At 60.9% G+C, this 11,878-nt stretch carries 12 protein-coding genes; 6 read left to right on the top strand and 6 right to left on the bottom strand.

Annotated features, from left to right (window positions below; genetic code table 11):
* Positions 1–46: 46 nt before the first annotated feature.
* Positions 47–1,138, bottom strand: coding sequence for a hypothetical protein (locus tag ACILSI_RS13030; RefSeq protein WP_395722317.1), 1,092 nt, complete (start codon positions 1,136–1,138; stop codon positions 47–49).
* Between the two features lie 181 nt (positions 1,139–1,319).
* Between ACILSI_RS13030 and ACILSI_RS13025 the strand changes: the two genes are divergently transcribed.
* The 3 genes from ACILSI_RS13025 to ACILSI_RS13015 all read left to right on the top strand — a co-directional run bounded on the left by ACILSI_RS13025 (position 1,320) and on the right by ACILSI_RS13015 (position 4,151).
* Positions 1,320–2,096, top strand: coding sequence for an NIPSNAP family protein (locus ACILSI_RS13025; RefSeq protein ID WP_395722316.1), 777 nt, complete (start codon positions 1,320–1,322; stop codon positions 2,094–2,096).
* 41 nt (positions 2,097–2,137) lie between these two features.
* Positions 2,138–3,487 carry an SBBP repeat-containing protein gene (locus ACILSI_RS13020; protein WP_395722315.1) on the top strand — a complete coding sequence of 450 codons (1,350 nt, stop codon included), beginning with the start codon at positions 2,138–2,140 and terminating at the stop codon, positions 3,485–3,487.
* A gap of 163 nt (positions 3,488–3,650) precedes the next feature.
* Positions 3,651–4,151: a 3D domain-containing protein gene (locus ACILSI_RS13015; protein WP_395722314.1), complete on the top strand. Its 501-nt coding sequence runs from the start codon at positions 3,651–3,653 to the stop codon at positions 4,149–4,151.
* 126 nt (positions 4,152–4,277) lie between these two features.
* Here ACILSI_RS13015 and ACILSI_RS13010 read toward each other — a convergent pair whose 3' ends face one another.
* The gene (locus ACILSI_RS13010; protein WP_395722313.1) at positions 4,278–4,463 is read right to left on the bottom strand and encodes a hypothetical protein; all 186 of its coding nucleotides are present in this window, start codon (positions 4,461–4,463) and stop codon (positions 4,278–4,280) included.
* A 108-nt stretch (positions 4,464–4,571) separates the two neighbouring features.
* On the opposite strand from ACILSI_RS13010, the gene ACILSI_RS13005 reads away from it, so the two are divergent.
* Positions 4,572–6,143 (top strand): long-chain-fatty-acid--CoA ligase, encoded by a 1,572-nt coding sequence (locus ACILSI_RS13005; protein ID WP_395722312.1) that lies wholly within the window; start codon positions 4,572–4,574, stop codon positions 6,141–6,143.
* Between the two features lie 42 nt (positions 6,144–6,185).
* Here ACILSI_RS13005 and ACILSI_RS13000 read toward each other — a convergent pair whose 3' ends face one another.
* The 3 genes from ACILSI_RS13000 to ACILSI_RS12990 form a co-directional block, all read right to left on the bottom strand.
* A complete protein-coding gene (locus tag ACILSI_RS13000) occupies positions 6,186–7,190 on the bottom strand; it encodes a hypothetical protein (protein WP_395722311.1) in 1,005 nt (334 codons plus the stop codon).
* A gap of 19 nt (positions 7,191–7,209) precedes the next feature.
* Positions 7,210–7,800, bottom strand: a complete 591-nt coding sequence (locus ACILSI_RS12995) for a DUF6036 family nucleotidyltransferase (RefSeq protein WP_395722310.1) — start codon at positions 7,798–7,800, stop codon at positions 7,210–7,212.
* 140 nt (positions 7,801–7,940) lie between these two features.
* Positions 7,941–9,413 carry a glycoside hydrolase family 10 protein gene (locus tag ACILSI_RS12990; protein ID WP_395722309.1) on the bottom strand — a complete coding sequence of 491 codons (1,473 nt, stop codon included), beginning with the start codon at positions 9,411–9,413 and terminating at the stop codon, positions 7,941–7,943.
* Between the two features lie 73 nt (positions 9,414–9,486).
* On the opposite strand from ACILSI_RS12990, the gene ACILSI_RS12985 reads away from it, so the two are divergent.
* Positions 9,487–10,470 carry an SMP-30/gluconolactonase/LRE family protein gene (locus tag ACILSI_RS12985; RefSeq protein ID WP_395722308.1) on the top strand — a complete coding sequence of 328 codons (984 nt, stop codon included), beginning with the start codon at positions 9,487–9,489 and terminating at the stop codon, positions 10,468–10,470.
* Positions 10,467–11,309, top strand: a complete 843-nt coding sequence (locus ACILSI_RS12980) for a hypothetical protein (RefSeq protein WP_395722307.1) — start codon at positions 10,467–10,469, stop codon at positions 11,307–11,309. The genes ACILSI_RS12985 and ACILSI_RS12980 overlap by 4 nt, the downstream gene beginning before the upstream one ends.
* On the opposite strand, the gene ACILSI_RS12975 is transcribed toward ACILSI_RS12980, so the two are convergent.
* Positions 11,293–11,835: a flavoprotein gene (locus tag ACILSI_RS12975; RefSeq protein WP_395722306.1), complete on the bottom strand. Its 543-nt coding sequence runs from the start codon at positions 11,833–11,835 to the stop codon at positions 11,293–11,295. The genes ACILSI_RS12980 and ACILSI_RS12975 overlap by 17 nt on opposite strands.
* Between the last annotated feature and the right edge of the window lie 43 nt (positions 11,836–11,878).

Below are 11,878 nucleotides of genomic sequence, written 5' to 3'. Positions count from 1 at the left end.
CATGAAGGCACACAAACGCCTCGCTTTGCGTGCCGACAAAACCGCCTCATCCTTTGCGGGGTTCATCACTTTCGCCGCCCTCCTGGATAGAACTCACCTCGCTTGATTTGCAAAGACACCGCCTAGTGCGAGCCCACTCCAAGGCTTTAGGGGCATCATCGAACGCCCATTCCTGCACGAGTTCCGCACGGCACTCCTGGGCAAGTTCTGCATCCTTCAGATTCGAAACCCATTTGTTCGCGGCGTCAGGGTCATACTTGCCCCAGCGGGCGACCACACGCGGCATCATCCAACGGTAATCAGGGTTGGTGAGCAAGTATTCCGCCGCAGTCTGGGGCATGTGGTCGGTCCAGTCAAAGATGGCCTTGGACATGGCCAGATCACGCAGCCTGGGGTCATTGAGCTCGGAGGCCCACTGCGCCGCATCTCGTCCATAAGATAGCACCCACACTTCGAGCACTTGGTTCAGCAGGTAAACCTTGCTTTTTTCATCCACGGTCGCCAGCGCCCATTCAGCGGCTTCTTTTGGCTCGGTCCTCGCCCAGGTCGAGGCGACTTGGGCGGCCGCCATACGCAAATAGATGCCAGAAAGATTTTTCTTCACCCAGTCAGCAGCCTGGGTGGGGGCCACGCTGGCCCAGCCTTCAAGAGCGCCGGAGATGGCCTTCGCCCTGCGTTCCCCCAGGGGAATGGCGGTGCAGGCCGCCAGGGCATCCAGCGGCTTCTGGCGGCCCCAGATGCGCAAGAGCGGCATCTTGAAGGCCTGCCGGTCGGGCAAAAACTCAAACTCGCTCAGAACCATGTTCCAGCCAAGTTCGGGCTGGGTTCTCCCCAACTCTTCGCCGAGCGCCGCCAGTTGCTTGTGGCGCAAATACCAGTCCCGCTCCTGCATGGCGATCGTCAGACGTGCGATCGGTGTTTCCTCCGGGCGCAACCCGTCGACCGCCACCAGCCCGGCGGATTTGGGTTGAGGTGTCGTGGGCTGAGGATTGCGATTCTCAGCAGCGCCGGATGGCCACATGAGTGACACCATGGAGCACGTCAGCACAGAACGGACAGAAATAGAGCACATCTTCATGAGGAATCTCGAGAGGCAGAAAAAAACAGGTACATTTAGAGCCCATGTCCCGAATTTCATGCGACATGAACCCGACGAGCAGAACGAATCAGATCAAAGATCCGATGCATCAACGCAGTGCTAATTTGTATTCAAATAGCCAAAAAACAACCACGCATCGTGGAAAAGAAGCCGGTCAATTTGGGCGATGGTCCCGGGCTTTGTGATAATCATTCCTTTGCCCGCCGTTTGTTCACCCCTCATGAAACGCCTCACCTTTCTCGCCCTGGCCCTTACCGGCCTCTTTTCCACCATGACCCACGCCGCCGATGACTCGCGCGTGTATGAACTGCGCATCTACACCTGCAACGAAGGCAAGCTCGATGCCTTGCTGGCACGCTTCCGTGACCACACCTGCAAGCTGTTTGAAAAGCATGGCATCGGCAATGTCGGTTACTGGGTGCCGGTGGATGAGGAGAACGGCTCCAAAACCACGCTGATCTATGTGCTGGAGCACAAGAGCCGTGAGGCGGCGAAGGCGAGCTTCAAGGCCTTCGGCGCGGACCCCGAGTGGAAGGCCGCCGCGAAGGCGAGCGAGGCGAACGGCAAGATCGTCGCCAAGATCGAGTCCATCTTCATGACGCCGACAGATTACTCGCCACCGCTGACCGTCGCCAAAGGGGAGAAACCGCGCGTCTTTGAACTGCGCACCTACACCACGCCCGAGGGCAAGCTGAACGACCTGCATGCCCGTTTCAGCAACCACACCATGAAGCTCTTCAGCAAGCACGGCATGAGCCACCTCGCCTACTGGGTGCCGACGGATGCGGACAAAGGCGCGGGCACGAAGCTGATCTACATCCTCTCCCACGCCAGCAAGGAAGCCGGCCTCGCCTCCTTCACCGCCTTCCGCGCTGATCCCGACTGGATCAAAGCAAAGGCCGAGAGCGAAAAGAACGGCCCGCTGACCATCCAACCGCAGGCCGAGGGCGTGAAGAGCGTCTATATGAGAGCGACGGACTTCTCGCCGATCCAGTAAGGTCGTAACACCTGTCTGCATGCGCCCGTATGCTGCGGGCCATGATTTTTCTCCGCACGCTCTGTCTTGCTCTAGTCGTCTCTTCGCTTCAAGCCGCCACCCCCACCTTCGAATGGGTGGCCGCTGGTGGAGGAGCGAAGAGCGACAAGACGCGTGCCGTGACTTTTGATCGCGAAGGAAATGCCTTCTTTGCCGGTGAAACGACCGATGACGGCACATTTGGCGATCTGAAGCGCACGGGCCTCGGCGGGATGGATTTCTTCGTAGCCAAGGTGTCCAAAGAGGGCCGCTTCCTGTGGGTGCGCAGTCTCGGCGGCAGTCTGGTGGACCGCGGTTATGGCGTGGCGACGGATGCGACGGGCAATGCCTACGTCACCGGCCATTACCAAAGCACCGACGCCCAGGCGAACGGCCAGACGCTGCCGAACGCGGGTGATTATGACATCTTCGTCGCGAAGTATGATCCTGCGGGCACGCTGCTTTGGATTAAGACCGCTGGTGGCAAAGGCTACGATTACGGTCACGGCATCGTGGTCGATTCCAAAGGCGAAATCGTCGTCACCGGAGCTGTGGCAGGCGAGGCGAAGTTCGGTGACGTGACCGTGAACGCGGGCAGCACCACACGGCCGATTTTCTGCGCCAAATACGATGCCGCAGGCACGCTGAAATGGGTGAAGACCACCGGCGGCAAATTCTCCGGCAGCGGGCATGGCTTGGGCGTCGATGGCAAAGACGCTATCTATATAGGTGGCAGCGGCGGCGGAGTTGGGAGCATCGGTTCCGTGGCCCTCGAAGTCGCCAAAGGCCAGGCGGGCGTTGTGTTGAAGCTTACGCCCGAAGGTGAAGGCGTCTGGGCCGCCACCTTGCCCGGCGTGCCGAGCGCGGGCTTCCACGAGATTACGGTCGATACCTCCGGTCGCACGTGGTGCTCGGGCATGTTCAAAGGCGAACTCAACGGCGGTCCCGTGAAAACCACAGGCGACAAAGACAGCGACGGCGTGCTCGCTCATTTCAGCCCCGAGGGCAAACTCGTCTGGAGCCACGTCATCCAAGGCCCGGCCACCGATTACTGCCTCGGCGTCGCTACTGACAACACCGGTCGTTGCTTCGTCACCGGCGAGTTTTCCCAGACGGCCACCTTCGCCGGACAGACGCTCACCTCGCAGGGTGCCACGGACATCTTCACCGCCGCTTTGGATGAAAAAGGCGGGGTCGAATGGCTGCTTCCGAGCGGTGGAATCAAGGGCGACAACGCTTACACCATGGCCTGGCACCCCTCCGGCAGGCTGATTATTTCAGGTTCCTGTGGCGCACCTGCGTCATTCGGCGGCCATACCATGACCTCGCCCGGCGGGGCGGAGGCTTACGGGGCGCTCCTCCGTTTAAAGTGACTGCATGGCGCTGAATTCGGCTCTGGAGGCCGAAAAATCGAGGTTTTCGGCCCGTTTCGGTCGGGAAAACCCGCGTTGACAGGTCCGGCTAACTCGACACCGTCGCGGCCCCTCCACCGGGCCCCCCATCCGGCAGAGCGCGACCCAACAACCCAACCATCGATTGAACCAACCCATCCTCCTATGCCTCCTTGCCTTGTGCGCCACGGCTTTTGCCGAAGAAGTTAAACCCTCAGCCACAACGCCAGCCGGTACTCCAGGCCAGGTTATTGCGGGTGTCAGAACCACCGCTTACACCCACACCGAGAGTGATCACATCGAGTACGGCCCCCGCACAGCGGTCGGCACCCTGCTCAAGCACGGCCAGATCCGCAGCGCTGCTGCCGACTGGTCCATCTACCCGGTGGGCACCGTGTTCCAGATCCAGGGCGATCCCTCGCTCTACATCGTGGACGACTACGGCTCCGCCCTCGTCGGAACGAAGACCATCGACCTCTACAAGCCGTCGCACAGCGCCATGAATCTCTGGGGCACCCGCCGCGTGACCATCAAGGTCATCAAGTGGGGTTCGTTCGCCAAGAGCCTCGCCATCCTGAAGCCGCGCGCCTACAAGGCGTCGCATGTCCGCAGGATGGTGGCCAGCATCGAGTCCCGTCCCGCTTAATCCCTCCCCCAAAACCTGAATCCAGGTTCGCCACGGAGCTGCATCGTCAGTTCCGTGGCTTCTTGTTTTGGGACTTCGAGGAGAACTTGGCTGATTTGTCCGGCATCGAATCCAGGCCGACGTAAGTCACGCCAGAACGCTGTCCGGGACCCGGGCCATGATGCGCCCCTCGGGGTCACGTACGACGATTTTGCCGTGGATGATCTCTGGAGGGTCGCTGATGCCTTTGGCGTAATCCTCCGCCAGATCTTTGCTGCACCCCAAAGATTGGCGGATGCGGGTGGCGAGCGTCTGAAAGTCGGGAGGGGTCATGATTAGCTCCCATAAGGCCGCCCGCCGCCAAAGTCGCGTTCAGAAATGGCGAAAGTCGTTTTCTTATCGCCAAGCCGGACCGTGTTTCTCTATGATAGCCGCTCGATCATGGAAACGCCGCTCTCGCCCCTCGACTTCGCCCGCCGTGCCCGCCGCCTTTACGCCGACCGTGAAGCGGTGGTGGATGGCAGCCTCCGCTTCACCTACCGCGAATTCTTCGAGCGCTGCGACCGCTGGTCCGCCGCGCTGCAAAAGCTCGGTGTGCAGCCCGGCGAACGCATCGCCACAATCTCACCGAACACCCACGCGCATCTGGAGGCCTTCTACGCCGTGCCGCAAATCGGCGCGGTCATCGTGCCAATCAATTTCCGCCTCACCGCCGCCGACTTCGCCTACATCCTGAAGCACAGCGGTGCCCGCGTCGTCTGCGTGCATGCCGATTACCTCGACGCGGTCGATTCGATTCGCGATCAAGTGCCCGGCGTGGAGCACTTCATCGCGTTTTCGGGCTCAAAACCCGGTTGGATCGACTACGAGGCCACGCTGGCCGCTTCCGCGCCCGATTTCATACCTGCCGAAGTCGTCGAGACCGAGATGATCGCGCTCAATTACACCAGCGGCACCACGGCGAACCCGAAGGGCGTCATGGTCACGCATCGCAACACCGCGCTGAACATCATGGGCCACCTCATGCACACGCGCATCACAGCGGCGGATCGTTACCTGTGGGTGCTGCCCATGTTTCACGCGAACGGCTGGTGCTTCGTCTGGACGATCACCGCCGTCGGAGGCCGCCATGTCTGCATTCCCAAGGCCGATCCACGGCTCATCTTTGAAACCATCCGTCGCGAAAGCGTCACGCTCCTTTGTGCCGCGCCCACCGTGCTCATCAGCATCGCCAACGTGCCGGATGAGGTGCGAAAAGGCGCCCCGCGCGGTGTCCGCGTCTTCACCGCCGGAGCGCCGCCTGCAGCAGCCACCATCGAGAGAGTGGAAGGCGAACTCGGCTGGGAAATCACGCACGTCTATGGCCTCACCGAGGTTTCGCCCATCGTCACCATCAGCGAACCACGTCCCGAGCACGCCGAACTCGATCCTGCCGTCCGCGCCGTGATCAAATCACGCCAGGGCGTCGAATACCTCGCCAACGCCGAGGTTCGTGTCATCAATGATGAAGGCAATGAAGTCGCCCAGGACGGTGCGACGATGGGGGAGATCATCATTCGCGGCAACGCCGTGATGAAAGGCTACTACAACGACCCCGCTGCGACGGAGAAAGCCGTCCGCGACGGCTGGTTTCACAGCGGTGACGCCGCCGTCGTGCATCCTGACGGCTACATCGAAATCCGCGACCGCTGGAAGGACATCATCATCAGCGGCGGAGAAAACATCTCTTCCGTCGAGGTCGAAGGCGCGCTGCTGCGCCATCCCGCCATCCAGGAAGCTGCCGTCGTCGGCCTGCCGCACGAAAAATGGGGCGAGACGCCCCAGGCATTCATTGTCCTAAAGCCGGGCGCTGAAACGACACCTGAAGCGCTGCGCCTGTTCTGCCGCGAGCACCTCGCACATTTCAAAGTGCCTCACGGCTTCGAGTTCATCGCCGAACTGCCCAAGACAGCGACCGGCAAGATCCAGAAATACGTCCTGCGGGGCGGACGCGCGAACATCACCCGGCAGTGATGTATGCACCAATCCGCCGCGTGAGATGAGAGTGGTTTTGACCTAAAGCGCCCGGAGTAATCGTGGAAGATCTGTCGCCATACACTGCAATAGCGCTTCACCGGTCATTTCCGGGTGATAACCGAGTCGATAGGCGATCCCTTCCGTCAATTGCGGCGAATGCTTCTCCATGAGCCGACGAAGCTGCATGGAGAGCAGTAGTTCGTCGGCAACCGTATTCAGAGCATCATCCGCGCCCTGCACGAGGGCAAAAAGCGCCGCCCATGGGAGCCAGCGCGGTGACGACTCGGCAGGCAGGATGAAATGCCAGTCCTGGGGTTGCAGGTAGTAGCGTAGCGACACCCCTCGCCCATTTCTTTTTCGTGCCATGGATGGGCGTGTCCCATCCGTTCGCACCTTGCCAGACAGCACCATTTCATTCAGCACCGCCTGGATTGCCTGCGCTGAATAACCCGTCAATCGCGCCAACTCTGCGGGTCTGGCCGAGGGGCGGGTGAGCAGGCAAAGAATGATTTCGCAGCGCGACGAGACACCGATCAGCGCCCGGAACGTCAGCAAAACATTCGTCACACGCTCGGGCGAGGGCGGCATGGAAAGCTCTTTTTGCCTTGGCATCCCGCGCAGCCATCCATGGGCGAGAAAATCTGAATCGGGCACACCTCTGTGCGCGGCAGGCATTCCAGGCGACTCAAAAAAAGGCTCCGGCTCCGATGGCGACTGAACGGAGTCTGTCTTCGCCAAGGCTCCCCATTTCGGCAGCTTGCCATGTCGTTTCACATAAGCCGCCACGGCACCCAGTGTGCGCTCATGGCCGAGTTCGCCGTCCGCGTGCAAGTTCTTGAGGCGCTGGACATTGATCAAGGCCCCAAAGCGCACCACCCAGTCGAGCGCTTCATCAAACAAGCGCTGGTCTTGCCTGCCAAACACGGTTGTCGCAAGCAGCAGGGCTTCCGGATCAATGATGTTCCCTTCGGGTGAAGGTGCTCCATCGAGTTCCTGCAAACCGGCGCCCAGACGGCTCCATTGCCGCCAGAGCAGGTCACGCATGGCTGTTCGCAGCTCCGTTTTAAAGTTGGTCGGCGGTGTCGGCATAGTCGTGGATTCTCAGGGCGTCACGCACCACGCCGGGGAACACTTCCCCCGCGTCCTGGCCCAGCACCCATCGGGCCGCTGCCAGCATCTCGTCGCGGGTCGGGTTCAGCGCCTTCAGGTCCGACCAGTGACGTCCCGGCCCCTGGTCCACCCCGGCAAAGAGCTTCAGATGGATCAAATCATACCGGTCGGGCAGAAACACGATCAGGTGGCTATCGTACTCGCGTCGTTGCAGTCGAGAGAGAAACCCTTCTGGCAAACCCGCCATCACCTGGTCTGCTGGCCCCGCATTGAACCAGTTCGACGGCAGCCCCAACGCCTTCGCCACCTCCTCCACCGCTTGTTTGAGAGCCGAGGAAAAGGGGCGCGGATCGACCAGTCCGTCCATCGGATGCACCCCCGCCAGAACATCCACGTCTTTTGTGCGCCTGGAGATGAACCCAAGGCTCAGCAACGCCGCTCCGCCGCAGATCACCACCGTCTCTGGCTCGGCCCCTTCATGTGCGAGGGCGGCAGAGATGGCGTTGAAGGCGGTTTCGAGAATCGGGCCATCTAGAAGCTTCATTTAGCAAAACTATCTTGGTTAGATACCAATATCAAATTGTTATATAGACAATTATATCTTGGTTTATGGCTATCATGGGTCCAACTTTATCGCATTTCTGCGTGAGTGCGGACGCACGAACATGGCACGCCAGTGACCGCTCACTTCACCACCACACCCGGCTCGCCCACCTCCCAGCCGAGCCCGGCGGCGCGAATCGCGACGGCGGTGGCGTTGTCCGGCCATTCGGCGCTGAGCTGGTCTTTGAAGTAAGTCTCCCAGGTGATCCACTTGCCGTTGATTTGAGCCTGCATCACCCACCAGCGGGTTTGCGACATCCAGCGGATGTCGCTGTGCTGCCAGGCTACGGTCAACTTGCCTCCCGGGACGATTTTGCCCACCGCCGGTGCTGGCAGAGTCGATTGACTGAGCCACGGTGACGCAGGCGGGATCGCATGCGTGATGTAAGCCCGCTCCTTCGTGTAAGTGCCGATCTTGCCGAGATCCTTGTGCAGCGAGTCGAAGTTCCAGTGGAAGTGCCCTGGCGTCATTTTCAGGCCGCGCTCGCGCAAAACACTCATCTGCCGCAGAATCTCGCCCGCATTGCGGTCATCGCCGATTTTGGAGGTGTACATGCCCGGCCAGATATGGCGGCCCTGCGTGTTCTGCTCCAGCCACCAGTCGTAGTAGGTGATGAAGCCGAGCTTCGGCCGGTCAATCGTCCAGTAGAGCTGCGGCGTGAAGTAATCCACCCAACCGTTTTGCAGCCACTTCTTCGAATCCGCGCCCAGATCCTCATACGGATCGAGTCCGCCGCCCGTGCCTTCGGGATGATTCGGCCGCCAGAGGCCAAACGGGCTGATGCCGAACTTCACATGCCGTTTGATCGCCTTGATGCCCTCGTAAGTGGCCTGCACGGTCTGATCCACATTTTGACGCCGCCAGGCCGTGAGTTCCAGCGTGCCACCGGCAGCCTTGTAACGCGCGTAAGTATCGCTGTCAGGAAACTCGATCTTCTTTTTTGCCGAGTCGGTGATTGGATACGGATAAAAGTAATCGTCGATATGAATGCCATCCACGTCGTAGCGCCGTGTCACGTCCAGCATCACCGCCACGGCCTGCTGCCGCACTTCCGGCACGCCGGGGTTCATCCACCAGTCGATGCTGTATTTCATCGTCCACTCCGGGTGCGCCCGGCGCATGTGCGTGGCGCTCGGCGCGTGCTTTTCACCCGCCAGCGCCCGGTAAGGATTGAACCACGCATGCAGCTCCATCCCGCGCTTGTGCGCCTCCGTCACCGCAAACTCCAGCGGGTCCCAGCCCGGCGATTTGCCCATCTCTCCAGTCAAAAACGGCGACCACGGCTCAATCTCCGAGGCATACATTGCATCGCCCGCCGGGCGGACTTGGAAGATGAGCGCGTTGAGTCCCACATTCGCTGCGGATTCGATCAGCGTGAGCAACTGCTGCTTCTGCCGCGCCACAGGCAACCCCGGTTCCGAAGGCCAGTTGATGTTCCGCACCGTCGCGATCCACGAGCCGCGCAGCTCCCGCGCCGGTGGCGGCACGCTCGTTTGAGCGTGGAGCGTGACGGCCAGCAGCCAGGAGATCGAAAGCAGGAGTTTCAGGCGCATGTGCGGCAAGAAAACGCGGCGGGTGCGATGTGTCGCTGAAATTTTCCATCCCACGTCGTATTCATGCGCTTCCATGACCTTCCGCTCACTCACCTGCCTCGCCGCCATTCTCGCTCTGGCCTCCTGCTCGTCCCTGCGCTCGCCGATCGTGCCTGGAGCGGTGCCCAAAGACCACGGAGCCATCGGCGCGACCGAAGGCCCGGCGTGGAAGGACGGCTCGCTCTACTTCACCGATGGCAAGCACATCAACCGCCGCGGCCCGGATGGCAAAACGACCGTCTTCCGCCACAACGCCTCCAACGGCCTGCTCTTCGACCGCGAAGGCCGCCTCGTCGCCTGCGAGTCTGGCCTGCGCCGCGTCACCCGCACGGAAAAAGATGGCCGCATCACCGTCCTTGCCGACCGCTTCGAGGGAAAACGCTTCAACACGCCCAACGATCTCTGCATGGACTCCAAGGGCCGCATTTACTTCACCGATCCACGCTATGGCTCGCGGGAGGGCATGGAGATCACGGCTTCCTTCAGTGCATGTAGTCCAATAGGAAGTGTTCATGGAAAGATGCCCATTGAAAATGTCTATCGCATTGATGGAGTGAATCCAGTGATGCTTATGCTATCCGGCTCCGGACTTTCTGGTCTTGATCGCCCCAACGGCATCCTCATCACACCGGACGACCGCCATCTCTACATCGCCGACAACAATAACAACACCCGCGGCGGCTCCCGAAAGCTGCTGCGCTACACGCTTGATGAAAACGGCAATGTGAAACTCGGCACGCGGAAGGTCATCTTCGACTGGAAGGATGGTCGCGGCCCCGATGGCATGAAGATGGACGCCGCAGGTCGCATTTACGTCGCCGCAGGCACGAACAAGGCCACGGAATACGAAACGACGCGCTTCAAAGCTGGCTGCTACATCCTTTCACCCTCCGGCAGGCTCATCGACTTCATCCCGACCTCTCCCGACGAGTGCTGCAACTGCGCCTTTGGCGGCAACGACGGCAAAACACTCTTCATCACCTCCGGCGGCCATTTGTGGAGCGTTCCTCTGAAATGAAAACCTGCGTCCTCGCACTCCTCCCCCTGCCGTCGCTGCTCGTCGCCGAGCTGCCAGACATCCAAAGCGTGCCCCCAGATCTCGTCGTGCCCGCTTTGAGCGAAGGCACGCCCGCCGCAGGCAAACGCGTCCGTCTCGGGCTCAATATCCTCTACCTGCCCACCGATTGGAAGCCCGACACGAAATGGCCCGTCATCGTCGAGCTCGCCGGAAACGGAGGTTACAAGAACAAGTATGGCGATGTCAGCACCGGCCTGCCGGAGGGCAGCAACCTCGGTTATGGTCTCTCCGGCGGAAAAGGCTTCATCTGGCTCTGCGTGCCCTACTTGAATGCCAAAGGAGATCAGATCGCCATCACCTGGTGGGGCGACAAACCATCCTACGACCCTCAGCCGACGCTCAAACATCTCCGCGAAAGCATTCAAAGCATCTGCCGCGACTTCAGCGGCGATGAACCCAAGGTCGTGCTCGCTGGCTTCTCACGCGGAGCCATCGCCTGCAACTACCTCGGCCTCCACGACGATGAAACCGCGAAGCTGTGGTGCGGCTTCTTCGCCTACAGCCACTACGACGGCGTCAAAAAGTGGCCGTATCCCGGCTCGGATCGCGAATCGGCCCTCGCACGGCTCAAACGGCTTGGAGATCGACCGCAGTTCATCTGCGGTGAAGGTGCGAACGCCCAAGAAACCGAGTCCTACCTCCGCCCACTCCTTCCAAACGCCGATCTGAACTTCCTGAGCACCGGCTTTCGCAATCACAACGACGCGTGGACGCTGCGGCCTTGTGAAGCCCGCGAAAAGGCACGCGAGTGGCTGAAGCGCGTTACTTCTTCTCGCTGAGCGCCGCTTCGACGGCTTGCAGGATCGTCTCGACCTCCGCGAGCCTTCCCACGCCTTCGTAACCGCAGGCAAGCATGCCTTCGGCGGGCTCGACGAATTGAGCGCCGTAGCATCGGAGGGTTTCGACGTTCTTCAGCGTAGCCGGATGCTGCCACATTTTGCCGTTCATGGCCGGGGCGATCAAAATGGGGGCACGGGTGGCCAAGGCGATGGCGGTGAGGGCATCGTTGGCGAAGCCATGGGCCATGGAAGCGAGGATGTTCGCCGTTGCAGGGGCGATGAGAAGCAGGTCGGCCTCGTCGGCGAGCTGGATGTGACCGGGCTGCCAGCCTTCTTTTTCGGCGAAGAGATCGGTGATGACGGGATTCTTCGACAACGTGCTCAAGGTGAGCGGCGTGACGAATTCGAGCGCGGCCTTCGTCAGCACGCAGGTCACGCGGTGGCCGGCCTTGGTGAGCTGGCTGGCGAGGTCCGCCGCCTTGTAGGCCGCGATGGAGCCGGTGACGCCGAGAATGATGCGGGACATGTTGCGGCGACGATAAACGCGAAAATGGGGGCGCAAAGCCCGA

This window comes from Prosthecobacter sp., from assembly GCF_044232965.1.
GTDB lineage: Bacteria > Verrucomicrobiota > Verrucomicrobiia > Verrucomicrobiales > Verrucomicrobiaceae > Prosthecobacter.
Note: the sequence above shows the minus strand (reverse complement) of the source record. Positions and strands in the feature narration are given on the sequence as shown.

Bases quoted from the DNA above. Each gene is read 5' to 3' on its own strand.
- ACILSI_RS13030 (WP_395722317.1), bottom strand. From the start codon at position 1,138: ATGAAATTCGGGACATGGGCTCTAAATGTACCTGTTTTTTTCTGCCTC.
- ACILSI_RS13025 (WP_395722316.1), top strand. From the start codon at position 1,320: ATGAAACGCCTCACCTTTCTCGCCCTGGCCCTTACCGGCCTCTTTTCC.
- ACILSI_RS13020 (WP_395722315.1), top strand. From the start codon at position 2,138: ATGATTTTTCTCCGCACGCTCTGTCTTGCTCTAGTCGTCTCTTCGCTT.
- ACILSI_RS13010 (WP_395722313.1), bottom strand. From the start codon at position 4,463: ATGACCCCTCCCGACTTTCAGACGCTCGCCACCCGCATCCGCCAATCT.
- ACILSI_RS13005 (WP_395722312.1), top strand. From the start codon at position 4,572: ATGGAAACGCCGCTCTCGCCCCTCGACTTCGCCCGCCGTGCCCGCCGC.
- ACILSI_RS13000 (WP_395722311.1), bottom strand. From the start codon at position 7,190: ATGCGTGACCTGCTCTGGCGGCAATGGAGCCGTCTGGGCGCCGGTTTG.
- ACILSI_RS12995 (WP_395722310.1), bottom strand. From the start codon at position 7,800: ATGAAGCTTCTAGATGGCCCGATTCTCGAAACCGCCTTCAACGCCATC.
- ACILSI_RS12990 (WP_395722309.1), bottom strand. From the start codon at position 9,413: ATGCGCCTGAAACTCCTGCTTTCGATCTCCTGGCTGCTGGCCGTCACG.
- ACILSI_RS12985 (WP_395722308.1), top strand. From the start codon at position 9,487: ATGACCTTCCGCTCACTCACCTGCCTCGCCGCCATTCTCGCTCTGGCC.
- ACILSI_RS12980 (WP_395722307.1), top strand. From the start codon at position 10,467: ATGAAAACCTGCGTCCTCGCACTCCTCCCCCTGCCGTCGCTGCTCGTC.
- ACILSI_RS12975 (WP_395722306.1), bottom strand. From the start codon at position 11,835: ATGTCCCGCATCATTCTCGGCGTCACCGGCTCCATCGCGGCCTACAAG.